Raw genomic sequence first — 21,101 nt, 5'->3', positions numbered from 1 at the left:
CTCCGGTTTTCGGGCGCGGAACCGGTAACAGTAAGTAACGTCTTCTGGGATAACCTGTATGGTCACCATTACAATTATGCTTATTCAAACGATTTTGACAGGCGGGAGGTCAAATTGATCCCGGATGTATCACAGGCGCTGGCCTGGCTGGAAAAAAATCCACAGGCTCTACAGGGTATCCAACGTGGTCTTGAGCGTGAAACGCTGCGCGTCAATGCCGATGGTTCACTGGCGACGACCGGTCACCCTCAGGCCCTTGGCTCAGCACTGACCCATAAATGGATTACAACCGACTTTGCTGAAGCGCTGCTGGAGTTTATTACGCCGGTTGATGGCGACATTCAGCATATGCTCACCTTTATGCGCGATGTTCATCGCTATACCGCACGCCAGTTGGGCGATGAGCGGATGTGGCCACTGAGCATGCCTTGCTACATTGCCCCTGGTCAGGACATCGAACTGGCGCAGTACGGCACCTCGAATATTGGCCGTCTGAAAACACTGTACCGCGAAGGGTTGAAAAACCGCTATGGCGCGCTGATGCAGACCATCTCCGGTGTACACTATAACTTCTCGTTGCCGATGGCCTTCTGGCAGGCGAAGTGTGGTGTTGACGATGCGGAAAGCGGCAAAGAGGCGATTTCCGCCGGCTATTTCCGTTCAATTCGTAACTATTACCGCTTCGGCTGGGTGATCCCATACCTTTTCGGCGCCTCTCCGGCCATCTGCTCTTCGTTCCTGCAGGGCAAACCGACGACGCTGCCGTTTGAGAAAGCGGAAAATGGTATGTACTACCTGCCTTATGCGACCTCTCTGCGCCTTAGCGACCTCGGTTATACTAATAAGTCGCAAAGTAATCTCGGGATTACGTTCAACGATCTGCACGAGTATGTGGCAGGATTGAAGCGGGCGATTAAAACGCCGTCGGAAGAGTATGCCCGGATTGGCCTTGAGAAAGACGGCAAGCATCTGCAAATCAACAGCAATATCCTGCAGATTGAGAACGAGCTCTATGCGCCAATTCGGCCGAAGCGTGTGACCCGCAGCGGCGAGACGCCTTCCGACGCGCTGCTGCGCGGCGGCATTGAATATATCGAAGTCCGCTCGCTGGATATCAACCCGTTCTCACCGATTGGCGTTGACGAGCAGCAGGTACGTTTCCTCGATCTGTTTATGGTCTGGTGCGTGCTGGCCGATGCGCCGGAAATGAGCAGTGACGAGCTACTGTGTACGCGCACCAACTGGAATCGGGTGATTCTGGAAGGCCGTAAGCCGGGGCTGACGCTGGGTATCGGCTGCGAAAGTGCGCAGTTCCCGCTGGCTAAAGTGGGTAAAGATCTGTTCCAGGATTTGCGTCGCGTGGCGCAGACGTTAGATAGCATCCACGGCGGCGAAGCCTACCAGCAGGTGTGTGATGAGCTGGTTGCCAGCTTCGACGATCCGGAATTAACTTTCTCAGCTCGCATTCTGCGTTCTATGCTTGAAGAAGGGATTGGCGGCACCGGTAGGGAGCTGGCCGATCAATATCGTACGATGCTGCGGGAAGAGCCGCTGGAAATTTTGCGGGAAGACGATTTTATCGCCGAACGTGAAGCTTCAGTGATGCGCCAGCAGAAGGTGGAAGCGGAAGATAGCGAGCCGTTTGAAGCCCTGTTAGCAAGACACGCGTAGCAAAAAGCGGTACAAAAGAAAAAGGCCACATCAATGTGGCCAAACTTTCATCTCTGATTCAGGGATGATGATGATAATAAATGCGCGTCTTTCATATACTCAGACTCGCGGGTGTAAGAAGAGTTCATTTTATTTAAAAAAAAATCACTATCGGAGGTGAAGAATGCCGTTGTTAGATAGTTTCACAGTCGACCATACCCGCATGGAAGCACCGGCGGTGCGCGTTGCGAAGAAAATGAACACGCCGCACGGCGATGAAATTACCGTTTTCGATCTGCGTTTTTGCGTACCAAACCAGGAAGTGATGCCGGAAAGAGGGATTCATACTCTTGAGCACCTGTTCGCGGGCTTTATGCGCGACCATCTGAACGGCAATGGTGTGGAAATTATCGACATCTCTCCGATGGGCTGCCGTACGGGCTTCTATATGAGCCTGATTGGCACGCCGGATGAGCAGCGCGTAGCCGACGCCTGGAAAGCGGCGATGGCCGATGTGTTGAAAGTGAAAGATCAAAAGCAGATCCCGGAACTGAACGTCTACCAGTGCGGTACCTATACCATGCACTCGCTGGAAGAAGCTCAGGAGATCGCACGCCATATCATCGAGCGCGATGTGCGCATCAACAGCAACGATGAGTTGGCCCTGCCGAAAGAAACCCTGCAAGAACTGCACATCTAGTTCTTCATGTCGGTCCGGCGAGCTCCGCCGGGCCGCTATTCCTGCGCCGCCATGTCGACGACCTTAACCTTTTCGTTTCAACACCGCGCCCTGGTGCCGTTCGCCCATGATTATGCTCACGGTGATAGTGAACCGTGGCATCAGCATGACTGCGCCCAGTTGTTGCATATCCTCAGCGGTGTGGTGCGGGTGGACACGCCGATGGGGTACTGGGTTGTCCCGCCAGGACGCGGCGTCTGGCTGCCGGCAGGCACGCCCCACGCGCTGCGTATCACCGGGCAGGTCGCGGCTCGCACGCTGTTTATCGATCCTCTCGCCCGGGCCGATCTGCCCTCTTCGTGCCAGATCGTTCAGATCACGCCGCTCCTGCGTGAGCTGATTGTTACCTCGCTGGCCCTGGCGGAGCGCTATGAATCCGGTGGGCGCGATGAGCGCATTTATGAACTTATTCTTGATGAGATCCGCGGTATGACGGTGCTGCCATTTGGCCTACCGGAACCCCGGAGCGAGGCGCTGCGCCGTTTATGTCATAAGGTACGGGAAATGCCGGGGGAAGTCTGGAGCAGCCAGCAGGCGGCGAAAGAGAGCAATATGAGCGAACGCACGCTCAATCGTCACTTTCAGCAGCAGACCACGCTCACCTGGAGTGAATGGGTGCGCCGGGCGAAGCTGATGGAAGCGCTGGTTCGCCTGGCGCAGGGACAATCGGTGCTGCGGGTGGCGCTGGATCTGGGCTATGGCAGCCATAGCGCTTTCAGCGCGATGTTTCGTCGGGTCATGGGCGTAGCCCCCAGCGATTACTTCCGCCCACCGGCATGAGCATCTGCACCGACCGCATGACACAGCGCCTGCAATGAGGCGCGCGCCACGTCATTATCGATGCCGACGCCCCAGCGGCTGTCGCCATTGGGGAAAATACAGCGGATATAGGCCACTGAGCGGCTGTCGCTGCGTTCACCGAGAGTATGCTCGTGGTAGTCCTTTATAACGAACGCATGCTTCAGCAGCGCGCTGAGGCCGCTGGCGGCCGCAGAGAGCAGGCCATTGCCATGACCTTGTAGGCGACGCGTCTCGCCGTTGACCCGCAGCGTACCCTGTAACGCAAGCTGGCCGTCCTGCCGGCTGTCTGTTTGATACTCCAGTAGCGTCAGCGGCGGTTCAGCAACCAGCCCGTAGCGGGAACGGAACAACTGCCAGAGCGCATTCTGTGTCATCTCTTTGCCATGCGTATCGGTTTCCTGCTGAACGTGCAGGCTGAAATCCTGCTGCAGTGCGCGAGGCAGTTTCAGTCCGTGATTCTGTTCGATTAACCAGGCGCTGCCACTCTTACCGGACTGACTGTTGACGCGGATCACCGCTTCATAGCTACAGCCGATGTCCTGCGGGTCGACGGGCAGATAGGGCATCTCCCAACGATCGCCGGGCCGACGGGCATCGAATCCCTTCTTAATGGCATCCTGATGAGAGCCGGAAAAGGCGGTATAGGCCAGGCTTCCCGCCCAGGGGTGACGCGGATGAACCGGCAGCTGATTGCAATTCTCCACCACTTCTACCACCCGTTTCATCTCCGGGAAACTGAGCCGTGGCGTAATCCCCTGACTGTAGAGGTTCATGGCCAGGGTGACCAGACAGACGTTACCGGTACGCTCGCCGTTACCAAACAGACAGCCCTCTACGCGGTCGGCGCCGGCCATCACCGCCAGCTCGGCGCTGGCGACGCCGGTGCCCCGGTCGTTGTGCGGATGAACGCTGATGCAGACATCGGTGCGGCGCGAGAAGTGACGGCAAAAATACTCAATCTGGTCTGCGTACACGTTAGGCGTGTTGACTTCCACCGTCGCGGGCAGGTTGATAATCATTGGCCGTTCGGTGCAGGGTTGCCAGATGTCCGCCACCGCTTCGCATATCTCCAGCGCGAATTCTGGCTCGGTAAAACAGAAGGTTTCCGGGGAGTATTCATACTGCCAGAGCGTCTGCGGTTGCGCTTCACACTGCTGGCGAATCAGACGAGTGGCGCGGGTTGCCAGCTCAATGACCTGCGCTTTATCCATTCCGAAAACCAGCTTGCGGAACAGCGGAGCGGTGGCGTTGTACAGATGGACGGTGGCGCGATGAGCCCCGCGCAGCGATGCAAAGGTCCGCAGGATAAGATCTTCCCGCGCCTGGGTCAGTACCTGGATGGTGACATCTTCTGGAATGCGCCGTTCTTCAATCAGCTGGCGAACGAAGGTGAAGTCGGTCTGGGATGCCGAGGGGAAGGCGACTTCAATCTCTTTAAATCCGCACTCCAGCAGCAGTTCCCAGAACTGCAGCTTACGTGCGCTGTCCATCGGTTCGGCCAGCGCCTGGTTGCCATCGCGCAGGTCAGTGGAGAGCCAGCGTGGCGCGTGGGTTATCGGGTTGTCCGGCCAGCGGCGATCGGGCAGGGAAATGGGCGGCCAGGGACGATATTTTTCACCGGGATGTGTCAGCATAGTTCTCTCCTTGTGTCGGATCTTTATCCTGCCGAAGCGGAGAGCGGTCTGCTTTAGCAAACTGGACAGAAACTAGCGAGAACTGGACAAGGCTGGCGTAAAGCCGGCAATAAAAAAGGGATCCGCAGATCCCTTCAGGTCAAATCTTAGTGCGCGCCACCGCCACCGCCACCGCCGCCGGCGCTAAATGGCGGTCTGGCAAACCACACCAGCCCCAGCAGAAGGATAAATATCGCCGCCGAGAGCCAGAAAATTTCGTTGGCGGAGATAATCAGCCCCTGGTTAGTTATCTGCTGCGCTATCCAGCCGGACGCCTGTTGTTGCGTCATTCCTAATCCTTGCAACTGATCATACATCTGCTGGGCGTTGGGATTATACGGCGTCACCGACTCGCTAAGCTGAGCATGGTGCAGCGCCTCGCGGTTCGTCCACATGGTGGTGGTAATCGAGGTGCCGATGGAGCCCGCGAGCGTACGGGTGAAGTTCGACAGACTTGACGCCGCCGCTAGCCGTTCCGGGGGCAGGCCGGACAGGGTGATGGTGGTCAGCGGCATAAAGAAGCAGGCCACCGCGAAGCCCTGGATAAACTGCGGCCACGCTGAGGCGCCGAAGTCCATGCCCGGTTCGAAGGTCCATGCGCGCCAGTAGAAACAGACCGCGTACATAATAAAGCTGAAGGTGACCAGCCGACGCATATCCAGCTTATGGGCGAAGCGGCCGATAATCGGCGACAGGAGCACCGGGATCACCCCGACCGGCGCCGAGGCCAGACCGGCCCAGGTGGCGGTATAGCCGTATACCTCCTGCAATAGCTGCGGCAACAGCACAATCGCGCCGAAGTAGAGCATGTAGGCGAGGCTGATACACAGGCAGCCGATGGTGAAGTTTCGCGACTTAAAGAGCGACAAGTCGACTATCGGGTTGTCGTCGGTTAGCTCCCAGACGATCAGGAAGCTTATCGCCACCACCGCGACAATGGTCAGGATGATAATCTCGTTTGAAGAGAACCAGTCCAGCTCTTTACCCCGGTCGAGCATCACCTGCAGGCTGCCGATACCGATGATCAGCAGCGCCAGGCCAACGCCGTCAATCCGCCGCTGTTCGGTACGGGTTTCGCGGTTGCGCAGGGTTTGCAGCGTCATCACCACGACCGCAACGCCAATCGGCACGTTGATGAAGAAGATCCAGCCCCAGTGGTAGTTGTCGCTGATATAGCCACCGAGAATAGGGCCGCAAATCGGCGCGACGATCACCGTCATCGACCACAGCGCCAGCGCGATAGAACGTTTTGCCGGCGGATAGTTGCTGAGCAGCAGACTTTGCGACAGCGGAATCAACGGACCGGCGACGATCCCCTGAATCACGCGGAAGAAAATCAGCATCGTCAGGCTGTTGGACATCCCGCAGGCCCAGGAGGCGATGGCAAACATCACCGTCGACCACAGGAACAATTTCACTTCCCCGACGCGTTTTGCCAGCCAGCCGGTGATCGGTATAGAGATGGCATTCGCCACCCCGAATGAGGTGATAACCCAGGTCCCCTGGCTCAATGATGAGCCAAGGTTACCGGCAATGGTCGGAATGGCCACGTTGGCGATAGTGGAGTCCAGCACCTGCATGAAGGTCGCAAGCGACAGCGCAATGGTCATGATAACCAACTGCGCGCCTTCCAGCGGTTTTTGCTGTTGCATTACGCTCACTCCGAATTATCCCGCGTTAGCCTGGATGATACCGTCGATCAGTTTGTTCACCGGCTCAAGGGCGATTTCACGGGCATTGCTTTCATAAACCGGGGATTTGCGCGTCTGATTAGCCAGCATCTCGCCATCGCGGTTAGTGGTGTTGACCTCAACCAGTGTTGAAAGACCAATGCGCAGCGGATGTTCAGCCAGCTGTTTGGCATCGAGCTCAATACGTACCGGCAGACGCTGGACCACTTTGATCCAGTTACCGGTGGCGTTTTGCGCCGGCAGCAGTGAGAACGCGCTGCCGGTCCCCATATCCAGCCCCACGACCTTGCCAGTGTACTTCACATCATCGCCGTAAATATCACTGATCACGGTGGCTTCCTGGCCGATGCGCATATGCGCCAGCTGGGTCTCTTTAAAGTTGGCGTCGATCCACAGATTGGTGGCCGGTACCACTGCCATCAGCGGCGTGGTGGGGCTAATCTGAGCGCCGGGCTGCACGGCACGACGGGAAACGTAGCCGCTAATCGGGCTGACGATTTGTGTACGCTGCAGCGCAAGCCAGGCGTTACGGACATCCGTCGCCGCCTGCAGAACCGCTGGCTGTTGCTCCAGGCTGGTATTCAGCACGATAGCCTGATTGGCATTGAATTGCTGAATGGCGACATCCAGTTCGGCCTGGGCGCTGGCGACGGTATCACGAGCGTGCTGCAACTCTTCGCGGCCAATCAGGTTGGCGGCGCCCAGCGGGATACGACGGTTGAGGTCGGTCTGGGCCTGAGAGAGCGCGGTTTTCTTGACGTCGATATTCGCCTGCAGCTGTTTGCTGTTGATCATTTGCTGGCGCGTCTGACGAACGCTGGTGGCCAGTTGGGTTTTTGCCTTTTCAAATGCCTGCTGGGCATCGGTCTGGTCAAGGGTGACCAGCGGATCGCCCTGCCGCACGAAATCGGTGTTGTCGGCCCAGACTTTCGTCACGCTACCGGACACCTGCGCCATGATTTGCACCTGGTTCCCTGCCACGTAAGCGTCATCGGTTTCTTCATAATGACGCAGTACCAAAAACCAATAAATTCCGTATGCCACGGCAATAATAATAAAGAGCAATGTCAGTAGCAGAAGGGCACCTTTGCGTTTGCCCTTCTTGCTGTCCGGTTGCTGCGGGGTTTGGCTCTCCGCATTTGCGCTCATGTTATTCTCCACGATCTTATTATTTCACATCGGCTGAGCCGACCTGTTTATCAGAAAGGCCAGCAAAAGATCTGCTGGCCTGTCTGTTTTTCCTTGTCAATCCAGAACACGTTTGGAGGGTTCCCGCGCTTAGCGCAGCGACTCCGCCAGTACGCCGTCCTCTTCCATCTGGTCAAGGCGGCTAAGCAGTTTGCGGGTGATGTGCTCGAGCTGGTCTTTCTCGCTGGCGCTCAGAGAAGACCAAAGCTGATGCAGGCAGTTGTGCTGCGGAGGTAACACTTCGCGCAAAAACTGATGACCTTTGTCGGTCAGTTGCAGATGCAGGCAGCGACGATCGTTGTCGCTTTCGCGACGCTCAATCCAGCCGCGTTTTTCCAGTTCATCGGCAATACGGGTGGCGTTGGTCCGGGATGATCCCAACGCGCAGCTCAGCTCGGAAGGCTGAATGCTGTGGTTTTCCTGAGACTCCAGGGTGATCAGCGCCATAAATAATGTCTCGTTAATCCCCTGCGCTTTCAGCATCTTATTGCGGTTTTCCAGTAGCTTACCTTGCATGTGCATACACAGACGGGTGAGCAGAATCTCCTGGAAAGGGAAATCTTCGTGACGGCTGGCGCGGAATTTGAGCATTTGCTCAATGGGAGTAAACGAACTATCCATTTGGGTATGACCTCATTAATTTCAGTCGATATAATAACTATTGTGACAAATAAAGCAAATCAATTATTGACTAAAATTGATACTTTAAAAGTATAAAAAAGTCGTGATTTTCCATGCGACTCCATAGGCCAGCGCGCTCAGCAGCGTAGGCATAATAATGCTGCGTGTCTTCCAGAACGCCAGGCCGAGCACCGCGAATCCAACCAGCGTAGGGAGAAGTCGCCGGGAGTCACCGAGGATTTCCGGCACGCTGGAGACGATCAGCAGGGCGCAGATGGAGGCGATACCGATGGTATCGATCAGCACGCTCAGCGGACCGCGACGACCGGTACGGGCGTGACCTGCGCGCAGGCGCAGCGGCAGATAGCGAAACAGATAGTTCACACAGCCGACCACCATCCCGATAATCAGCACGTTATTGTTCATCGGGCATCCCCTGAATGCTGGCCTGAATCAGCGCGGTCAGACAACCGCAGACAATCCCGGCAAGGATCGCCGCCGGAATTGAGAACAGAATCATGCCGCCCAGTGCACCCGCCAGGGCGGCCATCACGCTGAGAGATTGTTTACGCTGGAACGAGGCCAGTAAGAAGCTCATAAATAGCGCGGGCAACATAAAGCTCAGCGCGGCCTCCACTGCCGGAAAACCGACCAGCAGGCCGCTACCGGAGTAGGCGCCGATCAGCGTGCCGAATACCCATGATAGCCAGGAAGTGAAGGCGATGCCGAGCATCCAGTTTTCGCTCCAGCGGCGGTTGTCGCGCACCAGTTTTGCGGTGGCCGCTGCGAAAACTTCGTCGGTCAGGCCAAAAGCCCAGAGCGCGGTTTTTCGTTTATCCAGCGCGCGATGAAGGCGGCTACGTAGCGAAGGGCCGTACAGAACGTGACGTACATCCATCGCCATCACGGTGAGGGCCGCCACCCACAGCGAACTGCCTGCGGCGAGCATCGCAGTGATCACGAACTGGCTGGCGCCGGCATAGATGATGCAGGAAAAGAACAGGCTTTCCAGCGGGGTAAAGCCGAGTCGGGTGGCGTTCAGGCCAAAGGCGAAGGCCACAGGAATATAGCTAATCACAATCGGCAGACTGTCTTTAATCCCTTCAGACAGCGTGGCCTCTCTGGCAGGGGCGGGTTTTTCCATAGAGTGTTATTTATTGATAACTCACGTGAATATCACATGATTGAACAGGTGAGGTTACCTTAGCAGAGAGCGGGGCGCTTTGACACCTTGTTAAGCGGTGCTGGCCGGGGAACGGGACCGTCTGCAAATTGCCCCGGCAATGCGCCGGGGCAATAAAGTGGCACTATCGGAGCCCTAGATAGCGCTACTGGCCGGGGTTAAGGGAAAGTTACTTCTGCGCGGCCAGCGCTTCTTTCACCCAGCCGTCAAACTGCTGCTGGTGGGCTTTGATCCAGCCATCTACGTGACCCTGAATATCCGCTTCCGAAGCGTGACCTTCATGCATCATGGCGTTTTCAGCGTTAATGTCGGCAATCGGTAGTTTCATGATGCTAAACAGTTTTGCCGCCGCCGGGTTTTTCTCTGCCCAGGCTTTGTTGGCCACGATGTGCATCGTGCTTACCGGGAAGCCATAGTTCGCGCCGTTAGCCAGTTTGGTATCGATATTTTTCTGCACGCCCGGCAGGGAGGAGAACGGAACCTGCAGCCAGACGACATCTTTGCCCGGCTTCAGCACGTCGCTGACCCAGTACGGCGTCCATGTGTAGTAGATAACCGGCTTACCTTCTTTAAAGCGGGCAATGGTATCGGCCATCATCGCCGCATAATTCCCCTGGTTGTGCACCACCGTTTTGCTCAGACCATAGGCATCAATCTGATGATTAATGACCGCTTCGCAGCCCCAGCCCGGCGTACAACCGGTCAGATCGGCTTTACCGTCGCCGTTGGTGTCGAACAGTTTGGCAATTTTCGGGTCTTTCAGCTGATCGATGGATTTGATGTGATACTGTTCGGCGGTTTTTTTGTCAATCAGGTAGCCCTGTGCCGCGCCGTTAACAAAAACGCCTTCGCGATAGAAGCTTTTGTCACCGCCGGCGGCAGCGTACATATCGTCATGCAGCGGCTGCCAGTTGACGGCGGTGAAGGTCGCGTCGCCGGAGGCAAGCGAGGTATAGCCAACGTTGTAGTCCACTTCGCTGGGCTTATCGACGGTGTAGCCCAGTTTTTCCAGCGCGCGGCTCACCAGCAGGGTCTGGAAGGTCTCTTCCGTAATGGTGCTTTGAATCGGTTTGACGGTAATGCCTTTTCCCGGTAGGTCGGCTGCCCAGGCAGCGCTGGTGGCGAGCAGAGTGGCAAACGTTGTGGCAATAATCGTGTTATGTCGCATCGTTATTCCTTATGAATGAGAAGGGAGAGCTGCGGGCCCGGCAGGTGCAGTGCCGCCGGGCGATGAGAAGACTATTTACAGAACGGGCGGGTAATCAGCCCCAGAGGACCGGTTGCGTACCAGCGACGGTTGCCGCGGCTGCGGGAATCGCGGCCGACGGCCTGGGTCAGGCGGTCGAGAATAATCGCCAGAATGACGATCCCGACGCCGCCGACGCTCGCCAGCCCCATATCGAGGCGGCCGATCCCGCGTAGTACCATCTGCCCCAGGCCGCCCACGGCGATCATTGAGGCGATCACCACCATCGACAGCGCCAGCATCAGCGTCTGGTTAACCCCGGCCATGATGGTCGGCATCGCCAGCGGGAGCTGCACCTTAAAGAGCAACTGACGCGGGCTGGCACCGAACGAACGCGAAGCCTCAATCAGGTCCGCGGGCACCTGGTTAATGCCGAGGATGGTCAAACGGACGATAGGCGGCAGGGCGAAGATAATGGTCACCACCACGCCTGGAACGTTACCAATACCGAACAGCATGACAATCGGTACCAGGTAAACAAACGCCGGCGTTGTCTGCATGGCATCCAGCAGCGGGCGGATAATTTTCGCCGCCCGTGGGCTACGTGCCAGCCAGATCCCCAGCGGCAGGCCGATCAGCATACAGAACAGCAGTGCGGTCAGGACCAGTGCGAGGGTCACCATCGCCTGCGACCAGGCGCCGATGGCGCCGATCGCAACCAGAGAGATCAGCGTTGCTGCGCCCATTCCCACGCTGGAGATTTGCCAGGCAATAAGCGCGAACAGCACAATGGCCACCGGCGCCGGCATACCGAGTAGCAGTTGCTGGAAGGCGCTGAGGATATAGTCCACCGGTACGCGGATCCCCTGGAACAGTGGGCGGAAGTGAACCACGATCCAGTCGATACCGTGCGTCACCCAACTGTCGAGTGGGATCAGCGTTTTGTGGAACGGATCCAGGATGTTGAAATGTTCTGGTTGCGGCGCCGGCGCGCTGTTTAACCAGTCTGCACCGCCGCCATGGGTCGGCGCCGAGGCCGGGGAGCCCCAGGCATCGGCAGATTGTGCGGCGCTATCCGCCGCCGGCGCGGTATCCCACGGGTTAGATTGATCAGCCATTGTTTGCCCCCTCGCGATCTAAAGCCTTCAGCAGCATTCCTTTAGAAATAATGCCGATATACTGGTGCCCTTCATCCACAACCGGGACCGAGCACGGTGCCTGGCCGACGTGGGAGAGCAGGTCGCTGAGCGACGTTTGGGCATCTACCGCCTGCGGGGATGCGAGTAACGCCGCATCAATTCCCTGACCTTCGCTCAAGGCGGATTTCAGTGAATCAATAGAGACAATACCGACAAACTTATTACCACGTTCAATCACATAACCATATTCACGGTCTTCGTCCTGCAATAATTTCAATGCCGAACGTGGGCCGAAACCTGGCGTTTTACGAATTAAACCAACCGGGCTTCGACGGGCAATATCTTTAGCGCTGAAGACCTGGCTAATATCAACACCGCGGAAGAAGGTTTTGACATAATCATTGGCCGGATTATTCAGTATTTCATCCGGGGTACCGACCTGAATCACTTCGCCATTCTGCATGATGGCAATCCGATCGCCAATGCGCATGGCTTCATCAAGATCGTGGGAAATAAAGACCACGGTACGCTGATGTTTCGCCTGTAATTTTGTCAGCTCGTCCTGCATTTCGGTGCGAATTAATGGGTCAAGGGCTGAGAAGGCTTCATCCATTAATAAGATATCAGGGTTGATGGCCAACGCGCGGGCGAGGCCGACACGCTGCCGCATTCCGCCGGAGAGTTCATCCGGGTAAGCATGCGCGTAATTCTCCAGGCCGACCTGACGCAGCGCCTCCAGCGCTTTCTGCTGGCGCTGCTGGGTCGACATGCCCGCCAGCTCCATACCAAAAGCGGCATTGTCGAGCACGGTCATATGCGGCATCAGCGCAAATGACTGAAATACCATAGCGATCTTTTTTCTGCGCACCTCACGCAACTCGGCTTCTGAGATTTTGGCGATATCGACGCCATCGATCAGTACCTGTCCGCGGGTGGGTTCAATCAGGCGATTGAGAAGGCGAACCATGGTGGATTTTCCTGAGCCGGATAGCCCCATGATGACGAATATCTCGCCTTCTTCAATGGTCAGACTGGCGTCTTTTACGCCAAGCGAAAGTCCCGTTTTTTCCAGTAGTTGTTCTTTGGTAAATCCTTTTTCAATATATTTGAACGCTCGCTGCGGATGCTCGCCAAATATCTTATAGAGATTCTTAATTTCTAATTTAATTGCCATGCAATAGAGAGTTTCCTGTTATTTGTATTATGTCAATATGGTACCTGGTGGAGATAATGACCTTTTTACACCCTAACATACTCAGATTCTGTGACAACCCTCAATGTGCCATCGGCAGCGAAATGAGTGGGGAGAGGTTCGGCGTATTCCCCATGATAGAAGGGCTGAGCGTTGATTCTCAACTGGTAATATTTTTTACAGATGACAGGGAAATAATTGGTGAGTCGCACGATTCTTGCTGAATATTCCAGCAAAATATCTGCGAAATATCGTGTGGTCTTTTTTGTGTGATGAAAGTTAATAGTGTGAAATAGATCACCAGGAAATCGGGCAATATTTTCCTGGTGAAAGTAAGGATTAAAAATCCCAATCGTCGTCGGCGGTTTCTTCCGTTTTACCCATCACATACGAGGAACCGGAACCGGAGAAAAAGTCATGATTTTCATCGGCGTTTGGCGAAAGTGCCGCCAGGATCGCCGGGTTGACCGCCGCCATCTCTGCCGGAAACAGCGCCTCGTAGCCCAGGTTCATCAGCGCTTTGTTGGCGTTGTAGCACAGGAAGGCGTTTACCTCTTGACTCCAGGCGCTGTCAGCGTACAGATCCCGGGTGTAGGCCAGTTCGTTATCGTATAAATCCATCAGCAGATCGAGGGCGAAATTCTTCAGTTGCTCTCGCTCGTCGGCCGCGATGTTTTCCAGCCCCTTTTGGTACTTATAGCCGATGTAATAGCCGTGCACCGCTTCATCACGGATAATCAAGCGAATCAGATCGGCGGTATTGGTCATTTTGCCGCGGCTTGAAAAATACATCGGTAGCCAGAATCCGGAATAGAACAGGAAGGATTCGAGAAACACGCTGGCGATTTTCTTCTTCAACGGATTATCCGCCTGATAATATTCCAGCATCAGCCGGGCTTTGTGCTGGAGCGGTGCGTTCTCTTCGCTCCATGCATAGGCGGCATCAACATCTTTGGTCTGGCACAAGGTAGAGAAAATCGAGCTGTAGGAGCGGGCATGCACCGCCTCCATGAAGCTGATGTTGGAGAGCACCGCCTCTTCGTGGGCGGTCAGCGCATCCGCCATCAGCGCCGGCGCGCCGATGGTGTTCTGAATTGTATCGAGCAGCGTCAGTCCGGTGAACACGCGAATGGTGAGCCGCTGTTCCTCCGCCGTCAGCGTCTGCCAGGCGGGAATGTCGTTGGATAACGGCACCTTCTCCGGCAGCCAGAAGTTGCTGGTCAGACGGTTCCAGACCTCCAGATCCTTATCGTCCTCAATGTTGTTCCAGTTAATAGCGCGAATACGCGTTAAATGGGTCATCCTGTTCTCCTTACAGCGCGCAGGATACGCAGCCTTCGATTTCGGTACCTTCCAGCGCCAGTTGGCGCAGGCGGATGTAATACAGTGTCTTGATGCCCTTTTTCCATGCGTAGATTTGCGCCCTGTTGATATCGCGGGTGGTGGCGGTATCGGGGAAAAAGAGCGTCAACGACAGCCCCTGATCGACGTGCCGCGTGGCTTCGGCATAGGTGTCGATAATCTTTTGCGGGCCGATTTCCCAGGCATCCTGATAGAGCGCCAGGTTGTCATTGGTCATAAATGGCGCGGGATAGTAAACCCGCCCGGTTTTCCCCTCTTTGCGGATCTCTATCTTTGAGACAATCGGGTGGATACTCGAGGTCGCATGGTTGATGTAGGAGATCGATCCGGTGGGCGGGATAGCCTGCAAATTACGGTTATAGATACCGTAGCGCATGACGTCATCGCGTAGCTTTAGCCACATGTCGCGGTCGGGCAGGGGGATCCCCGCGTGGGCGAAGAGCGCGCGAACTTTTGCCGTTTTCGGCTGCCAGTCGCCCTGCAGATAGCGTTCGAAGTATTCTCCGCTGGCATAGCGCGATTGTTCAAATCCGGCAAAATGCTGACCGCGCTCGCGAGCTATCTGCATCGAGGTGTGTAGTGCGTGCCAGGTGACGGTATAAAAATAGAAGTTGGTAAAGTCCAGCCCTTCCGGACTGCCGTAGGCGATACCTTCCCGGGCCAGATAGCCATGCAGGTTCATCTGACCAAGACCGATGGCATGTGAGGCGACATTGCCCGCAGCCACCGACGGCACCGAGCGTATATCGCTCATGTCGGAAACCGCCGTCAGGCCGCGCACCGCGACGGCGATCGTGCGGGCAAAATTCGGCGAATCCATGGTATGAGCAATATTCAGTGACCCAAGGTTACAGGAGATATCCTGGCCTACGCTGGCATAATCCAGATTTTCATCAAAGGTCGACGGGGTGTTGACCTGCAAAATTTCCGAGCACAGGTTACTCATGTTAATTTGCCCGGCAATCGGGTTGGCCCGGTTGACGGTATCTTCAAACATGATGTAGGGATAGCCGGACTCGAACTGAATTTCCGCCAGCCGCTGGAACAGATCCCGGGCGCGGATCCAGCGCTTGCGGACCCGTTGGTCGGCGACCAGCTGTGCGTACATCTCGCTGATGGCGATATCGCCAAACGGCTTACCGTACAGGCGCTCGACGTCATAGGGCGAAAACAGCGCCATCTGCGCGTCATCTTTTGCCAGCTGGAAGGTAATGTCCGGGATCACGACCCCAAGCGACAGGGTTTTGATGCGGATTTTCTCATCGGCGTTTTCCCGCTTGGTGTCCAGAAAACGCAGAATGTCCGGATGATGGGCGTGCAGGTAGACCGCCCCGGCTCCCTGGCGGGCGCCGAGCTGGTTGGCGTAGGAGAAGGCATCCTCGAGCATTTTCATCACCGGCACTACGCCGGAAGATTGATTTTCAATGCGCTTAATCGGTGCCCCGAACTCGCGCAAATTGGACAATAAAAACGCCACGCCGCCGCCGCGCTTAGACAGCTGCAGCGCCGAGTTCACCGCCCGGCCAATCGACTCCATATTGTCTTCAATGCGCAGCAGGAAACAGGAAACCAGCTCGCCCCGCTGCTGTTTACCGGCGTTGAGGAAGGTGGGCGTCGCCGGCTGAAAGCGCCCGCTGAGGATCTCATCGGTCAACTGCCGGGCCAGAGTCTCATCTCCCTGCGCGAGGGTGAGGGCGACCATGCAGGTGCGATCGGCAAAATGCTCAAGGTAGCGTTTGCCGTCAAAGGTCTTCAGGGTATAGCTGGTATAGAATTTCCAGGCGCCGAGAAAGGTCCGAAAGCGGAACGGGTAGCCGTGCGCGTGGTCAAACAGCGTCAGCACAAAACGGCGATCGTAGCGTGCCAGCACGCTGGCATCGTAATAGCCTTCGGCGATCAGCCATTCCAGTTTTTCATTCTGCGTCGTGAAAGAGACGGTATGGGTCAGCACGTGCGTCGCCATAAAGGCGTCTACCGCCTGGTGGTCTTTTTCAAACGGAATACGGCCATTACTGTCATACAAATTCAGCATCGCATTGAGGGCGTGGAAATCTGCCGCCCCGGTGGTTAGACGTTCTGCGGTTGTCGTTGCCAAAATTCGCTTACTCCTTTACGCACGTTATCGACATCGGTTGGGGTGCCCATCAGCTCAAAGCGATACAGATACGGTACGCCGCACTTTTGCGCGATGACGTCGCCGGCCCGGCCATAGGCGTCGCCGAAGTTACGGTTACCGGCAGCAATCACGCCGCGTATCCGCTGGCGGTTATGCGGGTCGTTTAAAAAGCGGATCGCCTGCCGGGGCACCGCGCCAGCCGTGCCGCCGCCGCCGTAGCTGGGGACAATGAGAATGTAGGGGGCGTCTACCTGGATGCGTTCCCGCTCGTTAAGCGGAATGCGCACCGCGGGCAGCCCCAGACGCTGGACGAACCGATGCGTATTTTCGGAACTGCTGGAGAAGTAGACGATCAGGCTCATGCGTTGGCCACCGGTTCGGGGCGCAGGCGGTTAATCATATCCGGGCGAAAACCGGACCAGCGGGTTTCACCGGCTATCACGACCGGCAGCTGACGAAAGCCCTGTTCGCGCAGCATGTCAGCGGCATCCGGATGATGCTCAACATTCACCATCTCGAAGGCAAATCCGCGGCTTTCCATGGCCCGCTTAGTGGCATGGCACTGGACGCAGTCATTTTTAGTGTAAATAGTAATGCGCATGATTCGTATTTCCATTTAAGATAACAGAACGGCGCAAAAAAGTGCGACGTCCGCTATCGGTTAACTGTTCAGGAAATACTAGATGTAGTTATCTAAAAGTTCAACCACGCAATATATAGCGTTTTTCGATAAGGAAAACCCTCACGGAAGCACGCCATGAGGGCAGGACGGGTACGCCTGAAATTACAGGCGCATGCTGACCGCAAGGCGGTTAAACGCGTTCATCAGGCTGATGGCGAAGGTCAGGTCGCTGATCTGGCGTGCGCTGAAATACTCCAGCAGCGGCAGGTAAACATCATCTTCTGCGTGGGTGCTGGCAATATGCGTCACCGATTCCGCCCACGCCAGCGCCGCCTGTTCTGCGGCGCTGAAATGCCCGCTTACCCGCCAGCCGGCCAGCGCATCCAGTTTAGTCTGCGCCACGCCGGATTTACGCAGCGCTTTACTGTGCATTTCCAGACAGAAGGCGCAGCCATTAATCTGTGATACCCGCAGGTAAACCAGTTCCAGCAGGGCGCTGTCCAGTTCGCTTTTTTCCAGCGCAATCTTGGCCTGTACCAGCGCGTGATAGACTTCCGGGCTCAGTTCGTTATAGGGCTGACGGAGTGTGCTCATGATGTTTTCCTCAATGTTGAACCGCGGGGAATGGGTTCTAAGACCGCAGCAAAATAGCACTATAATGGACTGCAAAAGATAGCCATATTTTAATGAAAAAAGCAGACCATAATGGAAATCAAAAAAGTCCCGCACTATCAGCGCATTGCCAGACAGCTCAAATCTGCGATTGAACACGGCGAACTCGCGCCGGGCAGCCGCCTGCCCGCCAGTCGGGTTTATGCGCAGGAGCTGGGCGTCTCCCGCGCAACCGTGGAGAATGCCTGGGGCGAGCTGGTGGCTCAGGGCTGGCTGGAGCGACGAGGGCAGGCGGGCACCTTTGTCAGCGAGCGTCTGAGTCCGCTGCGGGAGGAACCGGCGCGTCTGCCGTCGGGCATTGAACCGACGGCGCCGCAGCCATTTCAGTTGGGACTGCCGGCGCTGGATCTTTTCCCCCGCGGCCTGTGGGCGCGGGTGATGGGGCGGCGACTGCGAACGCAAACGCGTTTTGACCTGGCGCCCGGCGATCCGTGCGGTGAGATGATCCTGCAGCGGGCCATTGTCGATTATCTGCGGCTTTCCCGCAGTATTGAATGTCAGCCCGAACAGGTGCTGGTGACCGGCAACTATGCCGCTTCCATGAGGCTGCTCCTCCGCACTCTGGCGCAGCCAGGTCAGCATATGTGGATGGAGGATCCCGGTTTCCCGCTGATTCGGCCGGTGATAACCGGGGAAGGGATGGTTATCGATCCGGTTCCTGTCGATGAAGAGGGGATGGATGTGGCGTGGGCGCAACGGCATTACCCCGATGCGCATTTTGCGCTTCTCACTCCCGCGCACCAGAGTCCGCTGGGGGTTGCGCTGTCGCTGGCCCGACGCAGGCAGCTGCTGGCATGGGCGGCCCGACACGACGCCTGGATTATTGAAGATGATTACGATAGTGAATTTCGCTACCGGGGTAAGCCGCTGCCGCCGCTGAAAAGCCTTGATGCCCCGCAGCGGGTGATTTACGCCGGTACCTTCAGTAAATCGCTTTTTCCGGCATTGCGTGCCGCCTGGCTGGTGGTGCCGCTCCCGCAGGTAGCCGCCTTTCGTCAGCAGGCCGGGCTGATGAGCTGTAGCGTACCGACGCTGTGGCAGCAGACGCTGGCGGACTTTATTCACCAAGGCCATTTCTGGCGTCATCTGAAGAAAATGCGTACCTGTTATGCGCAGCGCCGGCAGTGGCTGGAGTCCGCGCTGTTGGCACAGGGGTTCAGCGTCGTCCCTCAGTTAGGGGGGATTCAGTTGGTGATTACGGTGAACGGTGACGATCGGGCGCTGGCGCTGAAAGCCCGGCAGGTCGGCCTGTCGGTACAGGCGCTGAGCGACTGGCGGATACAAAGTCGCGGCGAAGGGGGGCTGCTGGTGAGCTTTACTAATCTGACATCGATGGCGATGGCAACGGAGGCGGTGCGTCAACTCAACGTCGCGCTGTTTTCTGCTGATAAATAAAGTCGCTGATTGAGGATTCGGGGGATTGAGCTTCCCGAAGTAGCGATCGTGCGTTGAGGCAACAAAAAGCCCCCGGGCCAGAGGCACACAGGGGCAGACGCGTATTTGTTATCTTCATGTATCGTTTATATTATCGACGTAAATTCAATAATACGCCAATAAATAGTCCCACTGCGGCGGCAGCACCGACGCTCTGCCACGGTTTATCCCGCACGTAGCTATCGGCACAGCCTGCGGCATCGCGAGCGGCCTGCTGCACACGGTTGTTCCCGTTCAGACGGGCTCGCGTCTCTTTCAGCAGCGCCTGGGCTTTTTTCCGTGCGGCATCAGCTTCATCTTTCGCATCGCTGCCCCATGATTTCAGCACCTCTTCTAGCGTATCCGCTAATTGGCTGACATCGTTATGAATATCTTCAGCGCTTTCATCGACATTGTTGCGGTTCAGACGGTTAGCCATCGATTTCTCCCTTAATTCCGTTGAGTCATTAAGTGTAGAACAAGATTTTGAATTATGCTTTGCAGTGTCGTTTCTGGAATTTTCCGAAAGCACTATCAATGATGAATAAGGTAAGGTAAATGTGCGGTAAAAGATAAAGAGGAATGAGTATGTATTTAAGACCCGATGAGGTGGCGCGTGTTCTTGAAAAAGCCGGCTTCACCATGGATGTTGTGACGCAAAAAGCGTACGGCTATCGCCGTGGCGATAATTATGTTTATGTGAACCGCGAAGCGCGCATGGGGCGGACCGCTTTAATTATTCATCCGGCGTTAAAAGAGCGCAGTAATTCGCTGGCGGAACCCGCCTCGGATATCAAAACCTGCGATCATTATGAACAGTTTCCGCTGTATTTGGCTGGAGATGTACATCAGCATTATGGTATTCCACACGGCTTTAGTTCACGTATGGCGCTTGAGCGATTTTTGCAGGGATTATATGGCGAAGCGCAGCCGAGTTTGTCCCATAACTAACCGTATGATGACCAGCGCCTGGAATGTAAAGCGGAAAACATAGACGAGCAGGCGACTGACGGCGGTCAGTCGCAGATTGCGTCGGGACTCAGGCCTTAGCCTGCTGGTAAGCGCTGACGCGGAATAAACGTCGGCAGTAATCGAGGAAGTAGCCGTAAACCGCCCCCATCATCATTGATATCGCAATATTTGAACTCACCGCCGCGGCAATTTGATGCCAGTCGGCACCGACGGAAAATAAGATAGCGACATATACCGGCGACTGAAATGTCACATAAGCCACAACGTCGGCAATACTTTTCATCCAGGCAGAAGGGCTGAGGTGATGCGCCAGGCACATGGTGCGGTCGCGGTAAAACCCGTACGGCACGGCAATAATAATGTTCACCGGAATCGCCACCAGGCGTGAAGATAACGACTGCTCAAAGGCCATTCCGGAGAGAAAAATTTCGATCAACATGTTCACAACGGTGCAGTAAACCACCATCGCAAAGGTGTCTGCTACCGCATGACGCAAGCGGGACTGCGCAGAGAACATCGGTGTGCTCCTCGAAAATGAAGTCTGATACGCCACGAAATGCGTTCTTTTGCAGCGTTTTGGGTTGTCTGTTTTGATATGCGTAGAGTATATCTCTACACCAAAAGAGACAACTAGCTGTAAATTTTTATTTAATGGCTTTTTGTCGATAAAATACTCTGCAAAAGGTGCTTTTGTCTTCGCGGCGCTACTTTTGTCCTGAACCTTTATTTTCTTTTTGTTTATTAATGCCTTATGTTTTTTTGTGCGGAGATGGGCTGGTGCGCGCGAAGCCACGATTGTGCCGACTACCGTCTGAAATCACGTTTCAGCGTGATTATTGCTACATTTAGAATAATTTATGCCATAAAGGCTATATAAATAG

Annotated in this window: 21 protein-coding genes; 5 read left to right on the top strand and 16 right to left on the bottom strand. The window is 55.8% G+C overall.

The window, feature by feature from the left end; translation table 11 throughout:
- The first annotated feature begins 114 nt into the window (after nucleotides 1-114).
- From gshA to ACZAHD_RS02075, 3 genes are all read left to right on the top strand, one after another.
- Nucleotides 115-1,671, top strand: a complete 1,557-nt coding sequence (gene gshA / locus ACZAHD_RS02085) for a glutamate--cysteine ligase (RefSeq protein ID WP_462455318.1) — start codon at nucleotides 115-117, stop codon at nucleotides 1,669-1,671.
- A 163-nt stretch (nucleotides 1,672-1,834) separates the two neighbouring features.
- The gene (gene luxS, locus ACZAHD_RS02080; protein WP_004866815.1) at nucleotides 1,835-2,350 is read left to right on the top strand and encodes an S-ribosylhomocysteine lyase; all 516 of its coding nucleotides are present in this window, start codon (nucleotides 1,835-1,837) and stop codon (nucleotides 2,348-2,350) included.
- A 51-nt stretch (nucleotides 2,351-2,401) separates the two neighbouring features.
- Nucleotides 2,402-3,169, top strand: coding sequence for an AraC family transcriptional regulator (locus ACZAHD_RS02075; protein WP_462455317.1), 768 nt, complete (start codon nucleotides 2,402-2,404; stop codon nucleotides 3,167-3,169).
- Here ACZAHD_RS02075 and leuA read toward each other — a convergent pair.
- From leuA to ACZAHD_RS02005, 14 genes are all read right to left on the bottom strand, one after another.
- The gene (gene leuA, locus ACZAHD_RS02070; RefSeq protein ID WP_462455316.1) at nucleotides 3,148-4,824 is read right to left on the bottom strand and encodes a 2-isopropylmalate synthase; all 1,677 of its coding nucleotides are present in this window, start codon (nucleotides 4,822-4,824) and stop codon (nucleotides 3,148-3,150) included. The genes ACZAHD_RS02075 and leuA overlap by 22 nt on opposite strands.
- A 146-nt stretch (nucleotides 4,825-4,970) precedes the next feature.
- Complete coding sequence (emrB, locus tag ACZAHD_RS02065) at nucleotides 4,971-6,515, bottom strand: multidrug efflux MFS transporter permease subunit EmrB (protein ID WP_462455315.1); 1,545 nt, start codon at nucleotides 6,513-6,515, stop codon at nucleotides 4,971-4,973.
- A gap of 15 nt (nucleotides 6,516-6,530) precedes the next feature.
- The gene (gene emrA, locus ACZAHD_RS02060; protein WP_462455314.1) at nucleotides 6,531-7,703 is read right to left on the bottom strand and encodes a multidrug efflux MFS transporter periplasmic adaptor subunit EmrA; all 1,173 of its coding nucleotides are present in this window, start codon (nucleotides 7,701-7,703) and stop codon (nucleotides 6,531-6,533) included.
- 129 nt (nucleotides 7,704-7,832) lie between these two features.
- The gene (mprA, locus tag ACZAHD_RS02055; RefSeq protein ID WP_138359746.1) at nucleotides 7,833-8,363 is read right to left on the bottom strand and encodes a transcriptional repressor MprA; all 531 of its coding nucleotides are present in this window, start codon (nucleotides 8,361-8,363) and stop codon (nucleotides 7,833-7,835) included.
- 84 nt (nucleotides 8,364-8,447) lie between these two features.
- Nucleotides 8,448-8,789 carry an L-valine transporter subunit YgaH gene (gene ygaH / locus ACZAHD_RS02050; RefSeq protein WP_462455313.1) on the bottom strand — a complete coding sequence of 114 codons (342 nt, stop codon included), beginning with the start codon at nucleotides 8,787-8,789 and terminating at the stop codon, nucleotides 8,448-8,450.
- Nucleotides 8,779-9,507 carry an AzlC family ABC transporter permease gene (locus ACZAHD_RS02045; RefSeq protein ID WP_462455312.1) on the bottom strand — a complete coding sequence of 243 codons (729 nt, stop codon included), beginning with the start codon at nucleotides 9,505-9,507 and terminating at the stop codon, nucleotides 8,779-8,781. Before ACZAHD_RS02045 ends, ygaH begins: the two co-directional genes overlap by 11 nt.
- A 208-nt stretch (nucleotides 9,508-9,715) precedes the next feature.
- On the bottom strand, nucleotides 9,716-10,714 hold the full coding sequence (gene proX / locus ACZAHD_RS02040; protein ID WP_004866790.1) for a glycine betaine/L-proline ABC transporter substrate-binding protein ProX: 999 nt from the start codon (nucleotides 10,712-10,714) through the stop codon (nucleotides 9,716-9,718).
- A gap of 71 nt (nucleotides 10,715-10,785) precedes the next feature.
- The gene (gene proW / locus ACZAHD_RS02035) at nucleotides 10,786-11,850 is read right to left on the bottom strand and encodes a glycine betaine/L-proline ABC transporter permease ProW (protein ID WP_462455311.1); all 1,065 of its coding nucleotides are present in this window, start codon (nucleotides 11,848-11,850) and stop codon (nucleotides 10,786-10,788) included.
- Nucleotides 11,843-13,045 carry a glycine betaine/L-proline ABC transporter ATP-binding protein ProV gene (proV, locus tag ACZAHD_RS02030; protein WP_462455310.1) on the bottom strand — a complete coding sequence of 401 codons (1,203 nt, stop codon included), beginning with the start codon at nucleotides 13,043-13,045 and terminating at the stop codon, nucleotides 11,843-11,845. Before proV ends, proW begins: the two co-directional genes overlap by 8 nt.
- Nucleotides 13,046-13,402: 357 nt before the next feature.
- Nucleotides 13,403-14,365, bottom strand: coding sequence for a class 1b ribonucleoside-diphosphate reductase subunit beta (gene nrdF / locus ACZAHD_RS02025; RefSeq protein WP_462455309.1), 963 nt, complete (start codon nucleotides 14,363-14,365; stop codon nucleotides 13,403-13,405).
- A 10-nt stretch (nucleotides 14,366-14,375) separates the two neighbouring features.
- The gene (gene nrdE, locus ACZAHD_RS02020; protein WP_462455308.1) at nucleotides 14,376-16,520 is read right to left on the bottom strand and encodes a class 1b ribonucleoside-diphosphate reductase subunit alpha; all 2,145 of its coding nucleotides are present in this window, start codon (nucleotides 16,518-16,520) and stop codon (nucleotides 14,376-14,378) included.
- Nucleotides 16,493-16,903, bottom strand: coding sequence for a class Ib ribonucleoside-diphosphate reductase assembly flavoprotein NrdI (gene nrdI / locus ACZAHD_RS02015; protein WP_032691026.1), 411 nt, complete (start codon nucleotides 16,901-16,903; stop codon nucleotides 16,493-16,495). The genes nrdE and nrdI overlap by 28 nt, the downstream gene beginning before the upstream one ends.
- Nucleotides 16,900-17,142 (bottom strand): glutaredoxin-like protein NrdH, encoded by a 243-nt coding sequence (nrdH, locus tag ACZAHD_RS02010; protein ID WP_004866773.1) that lies wholly within the window; start codon nucleotides 17,140-17,142, stop codon nucleotides 16,900-16,902. The genes nrdI and nrdH overlap by 4 nt, the downstream gene beginning before the upstream one ends.
- A 183-nt stretch (nucleotides 17,143-17,325) precedes the next feature.
- Nucleotides 17,326-17,757 carry a carboxymuconolactone decarboxylase family protein gene (locus tag ACZAHD_RS02005; RefSeq protein ID WP_462455307.1) on the bottom strand — a complete coding sequence of 144 codons (432 nt, stop codon included), beginning with the start codon at nucleotides 17,755-17,757 and terminating at the stop codon, nucleotides 17,326-17,328.
- A 111-nt stretch (nucleotides 17,758-17,868) separates the two neighbouring features.
- Between ACZAHD_RS02005 and pdxR the strand changes: the two genes are divergently transcribed.
- On the top strand, nucleotides 17,869-19,230 hold the full coding sequence (pdxR, locus tag ACZAHD_RS02000; RefSeq protein WP_462455306.1) for a MocR-like pyridoxine biosynthesis transcription factor PdxR: 1,362 nt from the start codon (nucleotides 17,869-17,871) through the stop codon (nucleotides 19,228-19,230).
- A 130-nt stretch (nucleotides 19,231-19,360) separates the two neighbouring features.
- Here pdxR and ACZAHD_RS01995 read toward each other — a convergent pair whose 3' ends face one another.
- Entirely contained in the window at nucleotides 19,361-19,687 is a 327-nt protein-coding gene (locus ACZAHD_RS01995; protein ID WP_004866763.1) for a DUF883 family protein, read from the bottom strand.
- A 149-nt stretch (nucleotides 19,688-19,836) separates the two neighbouring features.
- Here ACZAHD_RS01995 and ACZAHD_RS01990 point away from each other — a divergent pair, with 149 nt between their 5' ends.
- The gene (locus ACZAHD_RS01990) at nucleotides 19,837-20,199 is read left to right on the top strand and encodes a DUF2002 family protein (RefSeq protein WP_462455305.1); all 363 of its coding nucleotides are present in this window, start codon (nucleotides 19,837-19,839) and stop codon (nucleotides 20,197-20,199) included.
- A gap of 88 nt (nucleotides 20,200-20,287) precedes the next feature.
- Here ACZAHD_RS01990 and ACZAHD_RS01985 read toward each other — a convergent pair whose 3' ends face one another.
- Nucleotides 20,288-20,737 carry an L-alanine exporter AlaE gene (locus ACZAHD_RS01985; RefSeq protein WP_462455304.1) on the bottom strand — a complete coding sequence of 150 codons (450 nt, stop codon included), beginning with the start codon at nucleotides 20,735-20,737 and terminating at the stop codon, nucleotides 20,288-20,290.
- Nucleotides 20,738-21,101: the final 364 nt, after the last annotated feature.

This window comes from Raoultella sp., assembly GCF_039594335.1.
Taxonomy (GTDB): Bacteria; Pseudomonadota; Gammaproteobacteria; order Enterobacterales; family Enterobacteriaceae; genus Klebsiella.
The sequence above is the reverse complement of the archived record's forward strand: the minus strand, read 5'-3'. Positions and strand labels throughout refer to the sequence as shown.